Here is a 16,951-nt window from a genome sequence, read left to right as displayed (position 1 = left end):
GCCGCCGCCCGGGGGCGTTACAGCTTCTCGACCGGCGCGTACCGCAGCAGCAGGCGCTTGGGCTTGGGCTCTCCGAAGTCGACCGTCGCCTCGGCGTTCGCCCCCGTGCCCTTCACGCCGACCACCGTGCCCAGGCCGAACTGGTCGTGGGTGACCCGGTCGCCGACGGCGAGCGAGACGACCGGCTTCTCCGAGGCGCGGCGCGTCGCGAAGCCCTGGGCGCCGCCGGTACGCGTACGCGAGGACGACAGCGACGAGGCGATGCCCGACGCCGGACCGGACGAGGCCGGCGCGCCGACCGAGCCGGTCCGCTTCCAGTCCAGGTGGGTGTCCGGGATCTCCTCCAGGAAGCGCGACGGCGGGTTGTACGACGGCTGGCCCCAGGCGCTGCGCATCGAGGAACGCGTCAAGTAGAGCCGTTCACGCGCGCGGGTGATGCCCACGTACGCGAGGCGACGCTCCTCCTCCAGCTCCTTGACCTGGCCGAGCGAGCGCATGTGCGGGAAGACGCCGTCCTCCATGCCGGTCAGGAACACCACGGGGAATTCGAGGCCCTTGGCGGTGTGCAGGGTCATGAGCGTGATGACGCCGGAGTCGTCGTCCTCCTCGTCGGGGATCTGGTCGGAGTCGGCGACCAGGGCGACGCGCTCCAGGAAGTCGGAGAGCGTGCCGACCCGAGCGGCACCCTCGGCGGCCGCCCCGGCATCGGCGGCATCGGCGGCTTCCGTGGCTTCGGTGTCCCCGGCCGTCCCGTCACCCGCGGCGGTGCCGTTCTCCTGCTCGAACTCCAGGGCGACGGCGGCGAGTTCCTGGAGGTTCTCGATGCGCGTCTCGTCCTGCGGGTCGGTCGAGGCCTGCAGCTCGGCGAGGTATCCGGTGCGCTCCAGCACGGCTTCCAGGACGACGGCCGGGCCCGCGCCGGACTCGACGACGGTGCGCAGCTCCTCCATGAGCGTGTTGAAGCGCCGGACGGCGTTGGTCGAGCGGGCGGCCATGCCGTACGCCTCGTCGACCCGCTTGAGCGCCTGCGGGAAGGAGATCTTCTCGCGCTGCGAGAGCGCGTCGATCATGGCTTCGGCGCGGTCGCCGATGCCGCGCTTCGGCACGTTCAGGATGCGGCGCAGCGGGACGGCGTCCTCGGGGTTGGCGAGGACGCGCAGGTACGCCAGGACGTCGCGGACTTCCTTGCGCTCGTAGAAGCGGACGCCGCCGACGACCTTGTAGGGCAGGCCGACGCGGATGAAGATCTCTTCGAAGACACGGGACTGCGCGTTCGTCCGGTAGAAGATCGCCACGTCGCCGGCCTTGGCGTCGCCCGCGTCGGTGAGGCGGTCGATCTCGTCGGCGACGAACTGGGCCTCGTCGTGCTCGGTGTCGGCGACGTACCCCGTGATGCGGGCGCCCTCGCCCTGGTTGGTCCACAGGTTCTTGGGGCGGCGGCTCTCGTTCCGCTCGATCACCGCGTTCGCCGCGGTCAGGATCGTCTGCGTCGAGCGGTAGTTCTGCTCCAGGAGGATCGTCGTCGCGTCGGTGTAGTCCTCCTCGAACTGGAGGATGTTGCGGATGGTCGCGCCGCGGAAGGCGTAGATCGACTGGTCCGCGTCACCCACCACGCACAGCTCGGCCGGTTCGCCGTGTGCGGCGGTGTCGCGGCCCTCGCCGCCCGAGGGGCCGACCAGCTCGCGCACCAGGGCGTACTGGGCGTGGTTGGTGTCCTGGTACTCGTCGACCATGACGTGCCGGAAGCGGCGGCGGTAGTGCTCGGCGACGTCCGGGAAGGCGCGCAGCAGGTGGACCGTCGTCATGATCAGGTCGTCGAAGTCCAGGGCGTTCGCCTCGCGGAGGCGGGACTGGTACATCGCGTAGGCCTGGGCGAGGGTCTTCTCGAAGCCGTCGGCCGCCTGGCCCGCGAAGTCCTCCTCGTCGATGAGCTCGTTCTTCAGGTTCGAGATCTTGGCGCTGAAGGACTTCGGGGGGAACTTCTTCGGGTCGAGGTCCAGGTCGCGGCAGACCAGGGCCATCAGGCGCTTGGAGTCGGCGGCGTCGTAGATCGAGAAGGAGGACGTGAAGCCCAGCTTCTTGTACTCGCGGCGCAGGATGCGGACGCAGGCACTGTGGAAGGTCGACACCCACATCGCGTTCGCCCGGGGGCCGACGAGGTGCTCGACGCGCTCCTTCATCTCGCCCGCGGCCTTGTTGGTGAAGGTGATCGCGAGGATCTGGCCGGGGTGCGCACCGCGCTCGGCGAGGAGGTACGCGATGCGGTGGGTGAGGACCCGGGTCTTGCCGGATCCCGCGCCGGCGACGATGAGCAGCGGGGAACCGGCGTGCACCACGGCCGCGCGCTGGTTCTCGTTCAGCCCGTCGAGGAGGGTCGCCGGGTCGATGACCGGGCGCGGGGCACCGTCGCGGTAGTGCGCGTCCCGGGTCATGGGCGCGTCGAACTTCCCGTCGAACAAGTCGTCCGGAATGGGCTCCGGAGTGTTGTCCTCGGGCGGCGGCGGGGGCTCTTCGTCCGTGGCCCGGGAAGGCTGCAAGTCCGCCAGGAAGCTGTCATCAAAGAGGCTGCTCATCGCCTCCCGAGTCTAGGCGGCCCCACTGACAACCCGCTGCGGGTTCCGGTCAGAGGGTCTTCCCTACCCGGTGCCCGCGGACGCTCACGCTCCGCTACGGCGTGCCGTGTACGCGTCAGAGACCTCGCAAAGTCACGAAAATGTATCGGGCATACCGAACATCAGCCTTCACACGGAGCACACGAGTTGGCTAGCGTGCTGCGCGGGCTGCTCGTTCCCCCACCGGCGAACCCCGCCGGGACCGGGCCGCCCCCGCCGAGTCCGACGTGTTCGGAGCCGGGGACCCACCAAGACCTTGGGGTGAATCGGTCCCGTACGCAGTACGGAACCGTAGGGCAACCTTCCGTAGCATCCGCCCGAACCCGACAGCTAACCCGGTAGGCGGTCTACGGAAGGAGTCGCCTCCTTGGCGTCGCACCGCAAGCCGCGGAACCGGACGGCCTCACTGCGCACGGCCCCCGCCCTCGGCATCACGACGGCAGCCCTCACCTCCGTCGCCCTCCTGTCGCAGAGCGCGCAGGCCGCGCCCTCCGCGCCGACGAAGCCCAGCCTCGAAGAGGTCCAGAAGAAGGTCGACGAGCTCTACCAGCAGGCGGGTGTCGCCACCCAGAAGTACAACGCGGCCAAGGAGCGCACCGACAAGCAGCGCAAGAAGGTCGACCGCCTGCTCGACGACGTGGCCGAGCGCACCGACGACCTCAACGACGCGCGCAAGGAGCTCGGTTCCTTCGCCGCCGCGCAGTACCGCACCGGTGCCGTCTCCGAGACGGCCACGATGATGCTCGCCGAAGACCCGCAGGGCTACTTCGACCAGAACCACTTGGCGGACCGGCTCACCACCCGCCAGAAGAAGGCGGTCGACGACTACCAGACGCAGCAGGCGTCGGCGACCGAGCAGCGCAGGAAGGCCGCGAAGAGCCTCGAGACGCTGACCGACTCCCGGGACGACCTCAGGACGAGCAAGCACACCGTCCAGAAGAAGCTGGGCGACGCCCGTGAGCTGCTGTCGAAGCTGACCGCCGAGGAGAAGGCGCGGCTGGCGGAGATCGAGCGGAAGAAGAAGCAGGAGGCCAGGCGCAAGGCCGAGAAGCTGGCGCGCGAGCAGGCCGCCGAGGCGGAGCGCGAGCGCAAGGCGGAGGAGGCGGCCGAGCGCGAGAAGGAGAAGGACGCGGGCCAGGGCTCCGGATCGGACTCCGGATCAGGTTCCGGATCAGGTTCCGGTACGGGTGCGGGCACCGGCTCGGGGAGCACGGACGGCGGCTACGCCACCAAGGCCGCCAAGGTCATCGACTTCGCGGAGGCCCAGATCGGCAAGCCGTACGTCTGGGGCGCGACCGGCCCCGACTCGTACGACTGCTCCGGGCTCACCCAGGACGCGTGGAAGGCGGCGGGCATCACCCTGCCGCGCACGACGTGGGACCAGGTGAAGGTCGGCACGACCGTGAAGACGGCGGACGCCAGGCCCGGCGACCTGGTCTTCTTCTACGACGACATCAGTCACGTCGGGATCTACATCGGCGACGGCAAGATGATCCACGCGCCGAAGCCGGGCGCGAACGTCCGCGTCGAGTCGATCTACTACATGCCGATCCACAGCGTGGTGCGCCCCGCGTAACGCCGCGGGCCCGCGAACCCGGCTTCCGGTCCCTCTACGCGCGCGTGGCCCGCATCCTCCCGGGGATGCGGGCCACGCGCGTGTGCCGCCGGGGAACCCGGCCGCGGACGTCTCAGGTCCAGAGCACGGCGATGAAGATGTTCGCGACGGTCAGCAGGCCGACCGCGCCGAACAGCGCCTTGTCGACCTTCTCCTCGTCCCGCTTCACGTAGACCAGCCCGAGGATCACGATCAGCACGGCCATCTTGATGCCGATCTTGACGTTGTTGACCGTGTTGTCGTCGGCCTGGTTGAGGCCCACCAGGGCCACGCCGGTGACGAGCATCACCAGCGCGCCGTGCAGCATCGCGGGGGTGAAGCGGGCGGTTCCCTGACCCATCTGCTTCACCTGGGTCAGGAAGCCGCCCAGCAGCGAGGCGATGCCGATGATGTGCAGGCCGACGAAGAGATGGATGAGTAGGTCCATGGGGCCGGAGCCTAGCCGGGGCCCCCGTCGTGCCCGGCGGCGCCCCCTTACCACCGCGGCCCGGCGACCGCGCCGCCATCGGGCCATCGGTCGCAGTCGGCCGGCGGAAGGATCCCACCCCGCGACGACACGGTCGCAGCCGGTCACGAATCCGCCCACTTCCGTTAATGGTGCGCAATCCCTCTCCAACCCGTGACGCCCAGGTTTAGCGTCCTCCACCAGGTGTCCGACTCCCCACCGCCGTCCGGCCCAGGACGGCTGTCGGGCACCACCGCCGAGAAACCCGGCGGCGGCCCGCTCCCCCTGTGCGGGCTGCCGCCGGCCACGTGCAGGACACGTAAGGAGCCCCACTTCGTGGCAGCACACCGCAAGCCCGGCCGGCGTCCGCTCAGCGGCGGCACGGCCCGCACCGCCCTCACCCTCGCGCTCGCCGGTGCCGCGTCGGCGACCGCGTTCGACGGCACGGGTCACGCGGACCCCCGGCTCAGCCCCGCGGAGGTGAAGTCCAAGGTCGACGCCCTCTACCGCGAGGCCGAGCGGGCGACCGAGAAGTACAACGGCGCGAAGGAGAGGTCCGAGAAGGCCGAGAAGTCGCTCGGCGAACTGCGCGACGAGGCCGCCCGCAAGGAGGACAAGCTCAACAAGGCCCGCGCGAGCCTGGGTTCCTTCGCGGCGGCGCAGTACCGCACCGGCGGCATCGACCCCTCCGTGCAGCTCGCGCTCTCCTCCGACCCGGACCGGTTCCTGGAGCGCGCCTCGCGCGCCGACCGGGCCGGCAGCAGGCAGGCCGCGGCCGTCGGCGGCGTCCGCCGGCAGATGCGGGAGATGGACCGGCTGCGCGGCGAGGCCGACGCCCGGCTCACGGGCCTGCGCGCACGCCAGGCCGAGCTGAGGAAGCACAAGAAGACGATCAACGGAAAGCTCGGCGAGGCCAAGCGGCTGCTGTCCGAGCTCACCGCCGACGAGCGCGCCGACCTCGCGGGCCGGGAGGACGGCCGTGCCGCCCGCTCCAGCGCCCGCGCCGCCGCCCCGGGCCACGCCGAAGCCCCCAACGCCCGTGCCGCGTCCGCCGTCTCCTACGCCTACAAGGCGCTCGGCAGCCCCTACGTCTGGGGCGCCACCGGCCCGAACGCCTTCGACTGCTCCGGACTCACCCAGGCCGCCTACCGCGCGGCGGGCGTCTCCCTGCCCCGCACCACCTACGCGCAGATCAACGCGGGCGAGCGCGTCCCCCGCTCCCAACTGCGCCCCGGCGACCTGGTGTTCTTCTACTCCGGCATCAGCCACGTCGGCCTCTACGTCGGCAACGGCCAGATGATCCACGCCCCCAACCCGAGCGCCCCGGTGCGGCTCGCCCCGATCGACCAGATGCCGTTCGCGGGGGCCGCCCGCGTGGCGTGACCCGGAACGGCGCGCGCCCGTCTGCGACCTGCACGCCGGCCCCCGCAATCCCCACGGCGACCTGCACGGCGGCCCCAGTAATGTCGGGTCCATGCCTACCCGTACGCTGCCTCCGCCGCCGCCTCCCGCGTACCTGCGCACCTGGCCGGACCGGCAGGCGCTGCTCACGGACCGCGGGCTGGCGCTCGGGGAACTGCGCAGGCGTCATCTGGGGCTGCACCGGCTGCTGTTGCTGTGGCTGTGCGGCCTCGGCGGCGTCATCGGCTGGGCCCTGCTGGTCCTGCCGATCCGGTTCATCGACGACAAGGACCCCAGCGGCTTCCTGCTCGGCCCGATCCTGATGGTCCTCGGCCTCGCGGTGCTGGCCCCCTCGGTGATCGGCGTGGCCCTCGGCATCCGGCACGACCGGCGGCTGCGCCGACTGACCGACGCCTGGGCCGCCTTGGACAGCCACCCCGCGTCCGACGCCCGGCTGCGCTCCCCCGCCCTCAGCCTCGTCTGGCTGCTCTCGTCCCTGGCCGTGTGCACGCTCGGCCTGTGGGCGTCCTTCGCGGCGGCCGCGTACGCCGAACCGGGCCGCGACACCTACGCCGACGTCATCCTCGGCATGGGCGCCGGTCTCGTCCTGTGGCTGACGGGCCTGCTCGGCGGGGCGAAGGCCGTCGGCCACTACCGCTGGGCGCTGCGCAGGCTGGGCCCGGCGGCGCCGACGGCCACCGCCGCGCGCGGCTGACGGCCGGTCGGCGACTCGCGGCCGGTCAGACCAGCCGGCGCGCCGTCGCCCACCGCGTCAGCTCGTGGCGGTTGGACAGCTGGAGCTTGCGCAGGACCGCCGAGACGTGCGACTCGACCGTCTTCACGGAGATGAAGAGCTGCTTGGCGATCTCCTTGTACGCGTACCCCCGCGCGATGAGCCGCAGGACCTCGCGCTCGCGCTGGGTGAGCCGGTCCAGGTCCTCGTCGACCGGGGGCGCGTCGGTGGAGGCGAAGGCGTCCAGGACGAACCCGGCCAGGCGCGGCGAGAACACCGCGTCGCCGTCCTGCACCCGGAAGATCGAGTCCACCAGGTCGGTGCCGGTGATGGTCTTGGTGACATAGCCGCGGGCGCCGCCCCGGATGACACCGATGACGTCCTCGGCGGCGTCGGACACGGAAAGGGCGAGGAAGCGCACCGGGCTCTGCGCGTCGGACATCAACGGCGCGCAGCGACGCAGCACTTCCACCCCGCCGCCGCCCGGCAGGTGCACGTCCAGGAGGACGACCTCGGGGCGGGTGGCCGTGATGACGGTGACCGCCTGGTCGACGTCGGCGGCCTCGCCGACGACCTCGACGCCGGTGACGTCGGTCCGGCCGATCTCCGCCTGCACTCCGGTACGGAACATCCGGTGGTCGTCGACGAGGACGACCCGCACCCGACGCCCGTCCGCACCGCCGCTCTCGTCCGCCCCGGTCGGCTCGGTGGGCCCGCTCGCCCCGGTCGCGTCGCTCATGTCGTCGCCGTCCTCTCCATCTCCAGCTCGACTTCCGTACCGCCGCCGGGCACCGCGCGCAGTCGCGCCGTGCCGCCGTTGCGCTGCATGCGGCCGATGATCGATTCTCGTACGCCCATGCGATCGTCCGGCACGGAGTCCAGATCGAAGCCGGGACCTCGGTCCCGGACGGACACGAACACCGTCTCCCCCTCGACTTCGGCGAAGACCTGCACCGCGCCGCCCTCGCCACCGTACTTGGCGGCGTTCACCATCGCTTCCCTCGCGGCCTGCATCTGTGCGGTCAGCCGCTCGTCGAGCGGGCAGTCGCCGACCACGACGACCTCGATGGGGACGCCGTGCTTGTCCTCCACCTCGGCGGCGCTGCGGCGGACCGCCTCGGCGAGGGTGTCGGGCTCCTCGTCCTCGTCCTTGCCGGTGCCTTCGGGGTTGTAGAGCCAGGCCCGCAGGTCGCGCTCCTGGGCCCGGGCCAGGCGGCGCACCTCGCCGGCGCTCTCCGCGTTGCGCTGGATCAGGGTCAGGGTGTGCAGCACCGAGTCGTGCACGTGGGCGGCGACCTCGGCCCGCTCCTGGGCGCGGATGCGCATGAGCCGCTCCTCGGAGAGGTCCTGCATCATGCGCACGAGATAGGGGCCGGCGAGCAGCGCGATGCCGACGAGCACGGCGAGCGCGGCCTGCAGGACGGCGCCCAGGTGCGCGGCGGAGCCCTGCAGCACGAAGACGCCCGACACCCCGGCGCCGACCAGGAGCACGCCGGCCGCCGACCGGGCGAGGGTCACGGTGCGCCTGCGGCGGCCGACGGCCATCCAGCGGGCCCTGCGGGCATTGTCCGCCTGGCGCCAGACGAGGGCGACGCCGGCGGCGACGAGCAGGGTGGGGAAGACATAGGCCTTGGTCGACCCGTCCAGATCCACGTTGCCGACGAAGACCATGGCGACGACGACCATCGCGAGGAGCGCGACGAGCTGTCCCTTGTCGGGCTTGCGGGCCACGAGTCTGCGGCGGCCGTCCGGCGACATCTCGGTCGTGACGGCCGCGGGGGGCCGCTCGGCGTCCACGCCGCCGACGCCCAGCGGGACGAAGAACCAGAACGCCGCGTAGAGCAGGGCGCCCAGGCCGTCCGCCGTGAACAGGCCCACGAAGATCAGCCGGACCCAGATGACCGGCAGGCCGAGATGTCCGGCCAGACCCCGCGCGACGCCGCCGAGCCAACGGCCGTCACCGCTGCGGTACAGCTTGCGCAGCGGTCGGACGTCGTCGATGGGCGGTGCAGCGGCTTCCGGCATGTCATTGATGTTCACACGGGGGCGCGCGTCGGAGCATCAGGGTCGACCCCCGAGACTTCCCTGATCTCGGCCGGGCCCGGCCCCTGGCCCGGCCCTGTCAGGGGCGGGACCCGAAGAGTCTCAGGGGGCGATATCAGGGTTCGGCCAGGGTCGTTCCGACTGCCGCGGCGGGCCCGCGGCCGTCACCATGGACGCATGAGAGATCAGCATCCCGCCGAGACGCCGACCGAGGCCGCGCTCCGCGATGCCCTGCGCACGGCGCGGGGCGGGGCCGGCGGGGGCGGCGGCGCCCCGGGCGTTCCCGCGGACGGTTCGGATGCCGGACCGCCCGCGTCCGAGCGCTCGTTCCGCCGCGACCGCCGGCACAAGCGGCTCGGCGGCGTGTGCGCCGGGCTCGGCCGCCGCTGTGACATGGACCCGGTGATCTTCCGCATCGGCCTGGCCGTGCTCGCGGTCACGAGCGGCCTCGGCCTGGTGTTCTACGGCTTCGCCTGGCTCTTCGTGCCGTACGAGGACGCCGAGGAGAACGAGGCGCGCAGGCTCCTCTCCGGCCGGGTCGACGGGCAGGCCCTGACCGCCGTGCTCTTCGCCCTGGTCGGCTGCGGCGTCTTCCTCACCCTGTTGAACAACAGCGGGGCGCTCACCTTCTCCGCCGTCCTCGCCCTGCTCCTCGCGGGCGCGGGGTACTGGTCGCAGCAGCGCGACATGCTCGACACCGACCCGGTGGCGGCGCAGGCCGCGGCGGACGCCCCGCCCGAGGCGAAGGCGCCGCCCGTCACCGGCAGCCCGTCGTGGTGGCGCGACCCGATCGTCAAGGACGGCACCCACGTCGGCCTCCCGGGCTACTTCTGGGGTCCCGAGGAGCTGAGCGTGGAGTACCGGCCGCGGGGGTACGGCGGCATGCTCCACACGAAGTCCGCCCCCCTGCCCACTCCCCCGCCCCGGCCGCGCGGGCCGCGCTGGATCGGCGGCTGGGTGTTCCTGCTCGCCCTGCTCGCCGGCGGCCTCGGCACGGCTCTGACCTGGGCGGACCATCCGCTCGGCACGACGCTCCAGACGGGCTTCGCGTGCGCGCTCGCGGTGTTCGGTCTCGGCATCGCGGTGAGTGCCTTCCTCGGGCGGACGGGCGCCGGGTCGATCGTCCTCGCGGTGCTTACCGCCGGGCTCCTCGCGGCCTCGGCGGCCCTCCCGAAGAACATCACGACCCACTACGCCCGCACCGACTGGATACCGGTCTCGGCCGCCGACGTCCGCCCGCGGTACGAGGTCGGGCTCGGCAGGGGCACCCTCGACCTGAGCAAGGTCGACGTCGGCAAGGGCACGACGCTCACGACGAGCGCGGAGGTCGGCGCCGGGGACCTCCGGGTGATCGTGCCCGAGGGCGCCACCGTGCGGCTCGACGCGGAAGTGGGCGTCGGCGACATCGTGTTGCCCGGCGACGACAGCAAGGACCTGGACATCGCGCCGGGCCGGGAGAAGAAGGTGACGCTGGAGCCGCCCGCGGGCAGCAAGGACGGCGGCACGATCGATCTGCGCCTCGAAGTCGGCGTCGGACAAGCGAAGGTGACCCGTGCTACGTCATGAATTCCACCCCGGCAAGCTGGTGGCAGGGCTCTTCCTGCTGGCGGTCGCCGTCGTGTACGCGGGCGACGCGGGCGGCGCCTGGGACGCGCCGTGGTTCGTCGCGCTGCCCCTCGTGATGGCCGGCCTGTTCCTCGCGGGCGTGGCGGCGGCGATCCACGGCATACGCCCGCGGGGCGCGGCCCGCCCGGGCAGGCCGTCCCGGGACGGTACGGAGGAGCGGCGGGAGTGACGGGGCGCCGCGGGGCCGGGGTGCGGGCCGGGGCTAGCCGAGACCGGTGGCGTTCCTGCGGCGGGCCGCGAGCAGCGCGTCGACGGAGAAGACGGAGGCCCCGGCGAGCACCAGGGGCAGCCACGCCATGAGGTAGGGCAGGTCGTTGCCGTAGTAGTACGGCTCCTCGTTCCAGCTGACGGTGAGCCAGAGGCTGAGCGAGATGAAGGCACCGCCGAGCGCGGCGATCCGGGCGAAGAGGCCGATCAGCGTGCCGATGCCGACGGCCAGCTCGCCGAGGGCGATGGCGTAGCCGAAGCCGACGGGGCTCTTGAGGGAGAGGTCGACGAGAGCGGGGATCGCGGAGATGTCGCGGACGCCCTCCATCTGCGCGCCGATCGAGCCGGTGCCGCTCGCCTGCAGGAAGGCGCTGTCGGTGAGTTTGTCCAGGCCGGCGTAGAGGAAGGTGACGCCGAGGAAGATCCGCAGGGGGAGCAGGGCGTAGCGGGTGGCGGACTCCCGCCAGTCGTCCCGCCTGACGTAGCTAGTGTGGCTGTCCGTCCGCAGGCCGTGCGCCATGGCACTCCACCGCCTCTCACGTGGTCCCGTCGTGGTCCCGTCATCTGACGATACGTACGAAGGGGGGCCGCTGCTCACTGACGTGCGGCGGTTTCCGTGGCGGGGCGGGGCCGGGGGCTTCGGGCGAGTGCGAGGGGAGGACACGGGTGCGGGCGCGGCTGGAGGCACGGGGGAGGCGCGAGTGGAGGCACGGGTGGAAGGGCGGCGGGGACTCGGCTCAGTCCGTGACGTCGATCTCGACGCGGTTGGTCTCGACGCCCGCGGCGGTGATCACCTGGACCTCGACGCGCCCGGGCTCGACGTCGACCGGGACGGGCACGGTCAGGACCGCGTCCGTCGGGTTGGTGAAGCCGCCCGTCACCGGCACGAGCGGGACATGGACGTGTACCGGACCGATGCGCACGACCGTGCGGGCGAGCCGGTCCGCGTCCCCGGCGCCGGGCGGGACGAAGCCCGCGCCGCGGATCTCGATGTCGTCGCCGGTACGGATGGGGGCGTCCAGATCGCCGGCCTCCCGGGCGCGGACGACGGAGAGGATCACGGGGCGGCCGCCGTCGGCGTACTTCCCCGCCAGGTAGGTGGCGGCCGAGATCAGCACCAGTACGGCCAGGCCCCAGGGCAGGTCGGGCAGTTGCTCGGGCCGCCGGGCGAGGCGGACCGCGGCGAAGACCAGGGCGACGGCGCCGACCAGGACGTACTGCGCGTCGGTGAAGCTGCCGCGGCCCGCGTCGTCGGTGAGCGGGTCGGCGGCCCGCGGCCGGTCCGCGCGGACCTTCTGCAGCCGCTGGCCGAGCACCCGCACGCCGACGACCCTGCGGACCAGGACGGCGACCGCGCACACCACGCCGAGGACGGTCACGGTCCCGGCGGCGCGGGCGAGTTCGAGGCCGTCGATCAGCGCGTCGCGCTCGCGGTGCCCGGAGGCGGCGGCCAGTTCGCCCGCCAGGACGAGCACGGCGAAGACCACGAGGAACACCCAGCCCGCGGCCACGGCACGCGAGGTGGAGAGCCGGTTGTCCTCGCCGATGACGGGCGCGAGGACCCCGCCGCGCGCCCGGTGGGCGTAGGCGGCGCCGGACAGCAGACCGCCCACGACCAGGGCGGCGAGGAGTCCGGCGGTGCGGGCGGCCGTCCAGCCGGTGCCGATCGCGGTGAGCGCCTGGACCAGGAGCAGCACCAGGAAGGCGCCCCAGACCACGGCGAGGGTGCGTGTCCGCAGCCGGCGCAGCCAGGCCTCGCCCTCGGCCCTGCCGCGCTCGGCGACGGTGTGCGCGGCCTGCGTCAGCTCGTCCGACACCCACTGCCGCGAGGCGCCCGCCGAGTGCGCGACGGCCGGGGGCAGCCCCTCCCCCGCGGCGAACCCGTCCCGCTGGGCGAGGAACGCGGCGACGGCGCGCCGGTGCCCCTCGCGCGCCCCGTGCGGACAGTCGCCGCACGTGCAACCGCCTCCGTGCACGCCCTGCCCCGCCTCCTGCACCGCCACCGCGTACGCCGCCTTCCCCACCCTCGGAGCCCTGCCGGGCTCCTGCGAACTTCCTTGCAGAGAAGGGGAATTGTGCCGTACTGGAAGCCGAACGAATCGCCGGGGTCAGGTCAGCGGGGGTGAACGGCCCGGCCCGGCATTGACGCCGCCGCCACCCGGGGCGTATGCGCAGCTCAGCCCGGTCCCCCCGGGCGGGGGCGGGCCGAGGGGCCGGTTCGGGTCACGTCAGCAGGTCGGGCTCGCTGCGGCTGATGTCCTGCCACAGCGACTGGTAGTTGATCCACGCGACCAGATCGCTGCCGAGCTGCTCGCGGGTCTGCACCGCCTGCTTGTGGCCGATCATGACGGGCCGTCCGGCGGCGCGCGCGCTGAGCTGGACCTGGCAGGAGCGCTCCAGGGAGATGAACCACCAGGCGGCGGCGTCCACGGAGTCCCCGACCGTGAGCAGCCCGTGGTTGCGCAGCACGACCGCCTTGTGGTCGCCGAGCGCGGACGCGATCCTGCGGCCCTCCTCCGCGTCCACGACGACGCCCGTGTAGCCGTCGTACAGCGCGTGGCTCTCGTAGAAGGCGCAGGCCTCCTGGGTGATCGGGTCGAGGAGTTCGCCGAGCGTGGACAGGGCGCGGCCGTACAGCGAGTGGCAGTGGGCGACCGCGACGACGTCGGGCCGGGCCAGGTGCGCCTGCGCGTGGACGGTGAACGCGGCCTGGTTGACGTGGTGGCGTCCCTCGACCACCTGCCCCTCTGCGTTGGCGAGGACGAGGTCGCCGACGGTGATGTGCTTGAACGGCATCCCGAAGGGGTTCACCCAGAAGCAGTCGGGGTGCTCCGGGTCGCGGGCGGTGATGTGGCCGGAGACCCCGTCCTCGTAGCCGAGCCTGCCGAAGATCCGCAGCGCGCCGGCGAGCCGTTCCTTGCGGTGCCGCCGCTCGTCCGCCACGGACTCGTGCACGGGCGGCATCGCGAACTGCAACCGTTCGACGGGTATCGGTGTGGGCGCCTGCATGTGTCCTCCATCCATGTCCGTACGGGGCGGAAGTTACCGGCGGGAAGCACAGGAGGACAGAGGCGGGTCACGATCAACGGCGCTGCGAAAGGCGACAGAAGGTGTCCGGTACAGGCCCGACACTCGGTGCATGACGCAGAACTGGGACGCCTTCGCCACTGCCGAGCCGGACCTCGCCGCGACCGTCGAGAAGCGCTTCGGCGCCTTCACCCACCACACGCTCGCGACGCTCCGCAAGGACGGGTCGCCGCGCACCACCGGGCTCGAGGTGCGGTTCCTGCACGGGGAGTTGTGGTTCGGCATGATGCCCGGCTCGCTCAAGGCTCTCGACCTGCGCCGCGATCCGCGTTTCGCGCTGCAGGCGAATCCGGGCCCGGGCACGGAGATGGCGGGCGGCGACGTCCGGATCGCGGGCCGGGCGGTCGAGGTGCGCGACCGGGAGACCGTCGCGCGCTATGCGGACGTGGTGAACCCGCCGGACCCGGACGCGTTCCACCTCTTCCGCACCGAGCTGACCGAGGTGGTGCGCACGTCCATCGAGGACGGCACGTATCTGGCGGTGCAGCTGTGGAGGCCGGGCGCGGGGCTGCGCACCACGCGGCGGACCTGACGGCACCGGGGCTCCTCGCCCGGCCCGCACACGAGAGCGCCGGTGCCGCCACTCTCCCGAGTGGCGGCACCGGCGCTCAGCGGTCTGCGGGGAGGACCCCGGGGGTCACTCCCACTCGATGGTGCCCGGCGGCTTCGACGTCACGTCGAGCACGACGCGGTTGACGTCGGCGACCTCGTTGGTGATGCGGGTCGAGATCTTCGCCAGGACGTCGTACGGCATGCGCGTCCAGTCGGCCGTCATGGCGTCCTCGGAGGAGACGGGACGCAGGACGATCGGGTGGCCGTAGGTGCGGCCGTCGCCCTGGACGCCGACGCTGCGGACGTCCGCGAGCAGCACGACGGGGCACTGCCAGATCTCGCGGTCGAGACCGGCGGCCGTCAGCTCCTCGCGGGCGATGGCGTCGGCCTCGCGCAGCAGGTCGAGGCGGTCCTTGGTGACCTCGCCGACGATGCGGATGCCGAGGCCGGGGCCCGGGAAGGGCTGGCGCTGGACGATCTCGTCGGGCAGGCCGAGCTCGGCGCCGACCATCCGGACCTCGTCCTTGAACAGCTTGCGCAGCGGCTCGACGAGCTCGAACTCGATGTCGTCGGGCAACCCGCCCACGTTGTGGTGGGACTTGATGTTGGCGGTGCCGGCGCCGCCGCCGGACTCGACGACGTCCGGGTAGAGCGTGCCCTGCACGAGGAACGCGACCTCGGGGCCCTCCTCCTGGAGGATCTCCAGCTGCGCCTGCTCGAAGACGCGGATGAACTCACGCCCGATGATCTTCCGCTTCTCCTCGGGGTCGCTGACCCCGGCGAGCGCGGCGAGGAACCGCTCCTGGGCGTCGACGACCTTGAGCTGCACGCCGGTCGCGGCGACGAAGTCCTTCTCGACCTGCTCGGTCTCGCCCTTGCGCATCAGGCCGTGGTCGACGTAGACGCAGGTCAGCTGCGTGCCGATGGCCTTCTGCACGAGGGCGGCGGCGACCGCGGAGTCCACGCCGCCGGACAGGCCGCAGATGGCGCGCTTGGTGCCGACCTGCTCGCGGATCGCGGCGACCTGCTCCTCGATGACGTTGCCGGTCGTCCAGTCGGGCTTGAGGCCGGCGCCACGGTAGAGGAAGTGCTCGAGGACCTGCTGGCCGTGCGTGGAGTGCATCACCTCGGGGTGGTACTGCACGCCGTACAGCTTCTTCTCGTCGTCCTCGAAGGCCGCGACCGGCACGACGTCCGTGGACGCGGTGACCGTGAAGCCCTCGGGCGCCGCGCTGCACGCGTCGCCGTGCGACATCCAGACGGACTGCTCGGCCGGGGTGCCCTCGAAGAGGGTGGAGCCGGGCCGGGAGACGGCCAGCGGGGTGCGGCCGTACTCACGGGCGCCGGTGTTGTCGACCGTGCCGCCGAGGGCGACGGCCATCAGCTGGAAGCCGTAGCACATGCCGAAGACGGGGACGCCGGCCTCGAAGAGCTGGCGGTCGACGGTGGGCGCGTTCACCGCGTACACCGACGAGGGGCCGCCGGACAGGATGATCGCCGCGGGCTTCTTGGCGAGCATCTCGGAGACGGGCATCGTGCTCGGCACGATCTCGCTGTAGACGCGGGCCTCACGGACGCGACGGGCGATGAGCTGGGCGTACTGCGCTCCGAAGTCGACGACCAGAACGGTGTCGGGAGCGGCGGCAGCGGTGGGCGCTGATGGCACGGCGGCGGCCTTCCGGCGTTGAGCTTGAGCGGTGCGTGAGCAGAGGCTCGTGCGTGAGCAGGGGGTCTGTGTTTGTCGATTCTAACGGGCCCGCCGGGGCCTCCCTCGTCGTATCCGACGGGGGCGGGGACGTGGACGGGCGTCTCAGCATCCGGGCCGTACGGGATCCCGATTGACCCGGCACGCGCGCGTGGGGGCATACTGGGCCCGTGACCAAGCACCTCGGCTTCCTCTTTACCTATGGCAACCGGCCCACCGGCTGCCATGGTCGAGCTGCTTGATCCACTGACAAGCGACTTACCGGGCGCCCCGGGCCGACAAGGCCCGGGGCGCTCTGTCGTACGCGGGTCCTGCCGCTCCGGGGCACCTCCCACCACCCAGACACCAGGAGCCCCGCATGACCACCATCGCCACCGCACCCGTGCCCGCCACGGCACCCGCCGCCCTCTCCGCCACCGGCGCCGACAAGACCGGCGCCCGCACCCCCGAGGCCGTGGACGTGATCGAGAACGCGCGGGAGAGGATCGACACCCTCGACGACCGGATCATCGGGCTCATCCAGGAACGGATGGCCGTCTCGGCCGTCATCCAGGAGGCCCGCATCACCTCCGGCGGCCGCCGCGTGAACCTCTCCCGCGAGATGGAGATCCTCGGCCACTACAGGGACGCCCTCGGCAAGCCCGGCACGACGCTCGCCATGACGCTCCTGGAGCTGTGCCGGGGCCGGGTCTGACGCCACCGCCGTGGTGACGTACCTGCGGATCTGAGTTCGGATTCCTTCTCACCCGTACGGCGCGTGACCGGTGCGCGGCGGGCTTCGTTGGTCCCGGTGTCCGTGTCAGCCAGGTGCGGGCCCGCAAGAACCACGCGTGGCTCCGCTGGAGCGATGAGGCGTACGGATCGTGTCGTGCGCCGTGGGACCTCGCTTCAGTGATGTGACCGGACGGCAGGGGACAGCAGCCCG

Annotated in this window: 15 protein-coding genes and 1 riboswitch; of the genes, 7 read left to right on the top strand and 8 right to left on the bottom strand. The window is 72.3% G+C overall.

Annotated elements, in window-relative coordinates:
• Positions 1-17: 17 nt before the first annotated feature.
• The gene (gene pcrA, locus ACFYXE_RS01575) at positions 18-2,573 is read right to left on the bottom strand and encodes a DNA helicase PcrA (protein WP_389307862.1); all 2,556 of its coding nucleotides are present in this window, start codon (positions 2,571-2,573) and stop codon (positions 18-20) included.
• Positions 2,574-2,816: 243 nt separating this feature from the next.
• Positions 2,817-2,973, top strand: a riboswitch (cyclic di-AMP (ydaO/yuaA leader).
• A 6-nt stretch (positions 2,974-2,979) separates the two neighbouring features.
• Here pcrA and ACFYXE_RS01570 point away from each other — a divergent pair.
• Positions 2,980-4,188 (top strand): NlpC/P60 family protein, encoded by a 1,209-nt coding sequence (locus ACFYXE_RS01570; RefSeq protein ID WP_389307860.1) that lies wholly within the window; start codon positions 2,980-2,982, stop codon positions 4,186-4,188.
• Between the two features lie 112 nt (positions 4,189-4,300).
• On the opposite strand, the gene ACFYXE_RS01565 is transcribed toward ACFYXE_RS01570, so the two are convergent.
• The gene (locus tag ACFYXE_RS01565; RefSeq protein WP_361172077.1) at positions 4,301-4,654 is read right to left on the bottom strand and encodes a hypothetical protein; all 354 of its coding nucleotides are present in this window, start codon (positions 4,652-4,654) and stop codon (positions 4,301-4,303) included.
• A 354-nt stretch (positions 4,655-5,008) separates the two neighbouring features.
• Here ACFYXE_RS01565 and ACFYXE_RS01560 point away from each other — a divergent pair, with 354 nt between their 5' ends.
• Together ACFYXE_RS01560 and ACFYXE_RS01555 are read left to right on the top strand one after the other, a co-directional pair.
• The gene (locus tag ACFYXE_RS01560; protein ID WP_389307858.1) at positions 5,009-6,055 is read left to right on the top strand and encodes an NlpC/P60 family protein; all 1,047 of its coding nucleotides are present in this window, start codon (positions 5,009-5,011) and stop codon (positions 6,053-6,055) included.
• Positions 6,056-6,146: 91 nt separating this feature from the next.
• Positions 6,147-6,788 (top strand): hypothetical protein, encoded by a 642-nt coding sequence (locus ACFYXE_RS01555; protein WP_389307856.1) that lies wholly within the window; start codon positions 6,147-6,149, stop codon positions 6,786-6,788.
• Between the two features lie 25 nt (positions 6,789-6,813).
• Here ACFYXE_RS01555 and ACFYXE_RS01550 read toward each other — a convergent pair whose 3' ends face one another.
• Positions 6,814-7,545 (bottom strand): response regulator transcription factor, encoded by a 732-nt coding sequence (locus ACFYXE_RS01550; protein ID WP_361172069.1) that lies wholly within the window; start codon positions 7,543-7,545, stop codon positions 6,814-6,816.
• Positions 7,542-8,831, bottom strand: a complete 1,290-nt coding sequence (locus tag ACFYXE_RS01545) for a PspC domain-containing protein (protein WP_389307853.1) — start codon at positions 8,829-8,831, stop codon at positions 7,542-7,544. The genes ACFYXE_RS01550 and ACFYXE_RS01545 overlap by 4 nt, the downstream gene beginning before the upstream one ends.
• A gap of 195 nt (positions 8,832-9,026) precedes the next feature.
• Between ACFYXE_RS01545 and ACFYXE_RS01540 the strand changes: the two genes are divergently transcribed.
• Together ACFYXE_RS01540 and ACFYXE_RS01535 are read left to right on the top strand one after the other, a co-directional pair.
• Complete coding sequence (locus tag ACFYXE_RS01540) at positions 9,027-10,415, top strand: PspC domain-containing protein (RefSeq protein WP_389307851.1); 1,389 nt, start codon at positions 9,027-9,029, stop codon at positions 10,413-10,415.
• On the top strand, positions 10,402-10,644 hold the full coding sequence (locus ACFYXE_RS01535) for a hypothetical protein (protein ID WP_389307849.1): 243 nt from the start codon (positions 10,402-10,404) through the stop codon (positions 10,642-10,644). Before ACFYXE_RS01540 ends, ACFYXE_RS01535 begins: the two co-directional genes overlap by 14 nt.
• Before the next feature lie 33 nt (positions 10,645-10,677).
• Here the strand turns inward: ACFYXE_RS01535 and ACFYXE_RS01530 are convergent, their stop codons facing one another.
• The 3 genes from ACFYXE_RS01530 to ACFYXE_RS01520 all read right to left on the bottom strand — a co-directional run bounded on the left by ACFYXE_RS01530 (position 10,678) and on the right by ACFYXE_RS01520 (position 13,691).
• Positions 10,678-11,202 carry a DoxX family protein gene (locus ACFYXE_RS01530; RefSeq protein ID WP_389307847.1) on the bottom strand — a complete coding sequence of 175 codons (525 nt, stop codon included), beginning with the start codon at positions 11,200-11,202 and terminating at the stop codon, positions 10,678-10,680.
• 217 nt (positions 11,203-11,419) lie between these two features.
• On the bottom strand, positions 11,420-12,685 hold the full coding sequence (locus ACFYXE_RS01525) for a hypothetical protein (RefSeq protein ID WP_389307845.1): 1,266 nt from the start codon (positions 12,683-12,685) through the stop codon (positions 11,420-11,422).
• Between the two features lie 220 nt (positions 12,686-12,905).
• On the bottom strand, positions 12,906-13,691 hold the full coding sequence (locus ACFYXE_RS01520; RefSeq protein ID WP_361172055.1) for a class II aldolase/adducin family protein: 786 nt from the start codon (positions 13,689-13,691) through the stop codon (positions 12,906-12,908).
• 130 nt (positions 13,692-13,821) lie between these two features.
• Here ACFYXE_RS01520 and ACFYXE_RS01515 point away from each other — a divergent pair, with 130 nt between their 5' ends.
• Positions 13,822-14,301 (top strand): pyridoxamine 5'-phosphate oxidase family protein, encoded by a 480-nt coding sequence (locus ACFYXE_RS01515; RefSeq protein WP_389307842.1) that lies wholly within the window; start codon positions 13,822-13,824, stop codon positions 14,299-14,301.
• Between the two features lie 105 nt (positions 14,302-14,406).
• Here ACFYXE_RS01515 and guaA read toward each other — a convergent pair whose 3' ends face one another.
• The gene (guaA, locus tag ACFYXE_RS01510; RefSeq protein WP_389307840.1) at positions 14,407-15,987 is read right to left on the bottom strand and encodes a glutamine-hydrolyzing GMP synthase; all 1,581 of its coding nucleotides are present in this window, start codon (positions 15,985-15,987) and stop codon (positions 14,407-14,409) included.
• 397 nt (positions 15,988-16,384) lie between these two features.
• On the opposite strand from guaA, the gene ACFYXE_RS01505 reads away from it, so the two are divergent.
• Entirely contained in the window at positions 16,385-16,720 is a 336-nt protein-coding gene (locus ACFYXE_RS01505) for a chorismate mutase (protein ID WP_389307838.1), read from the top strand.
• Positions 16,721-16,951: the final 231 nt, after the last annotated feature.

This window comes from Streptomyces sp. NPDC002564 (assembly GCF_042889645.1).
Taxonomy (GTDB): Bacteria; Actinomycetota; Actinomycetes; order Streptomycetales; family Streptomycetaceae; genus Streptomyces.
This window is presented reverse-complemented; position numbering and strand designations above follow the sequence as displayed.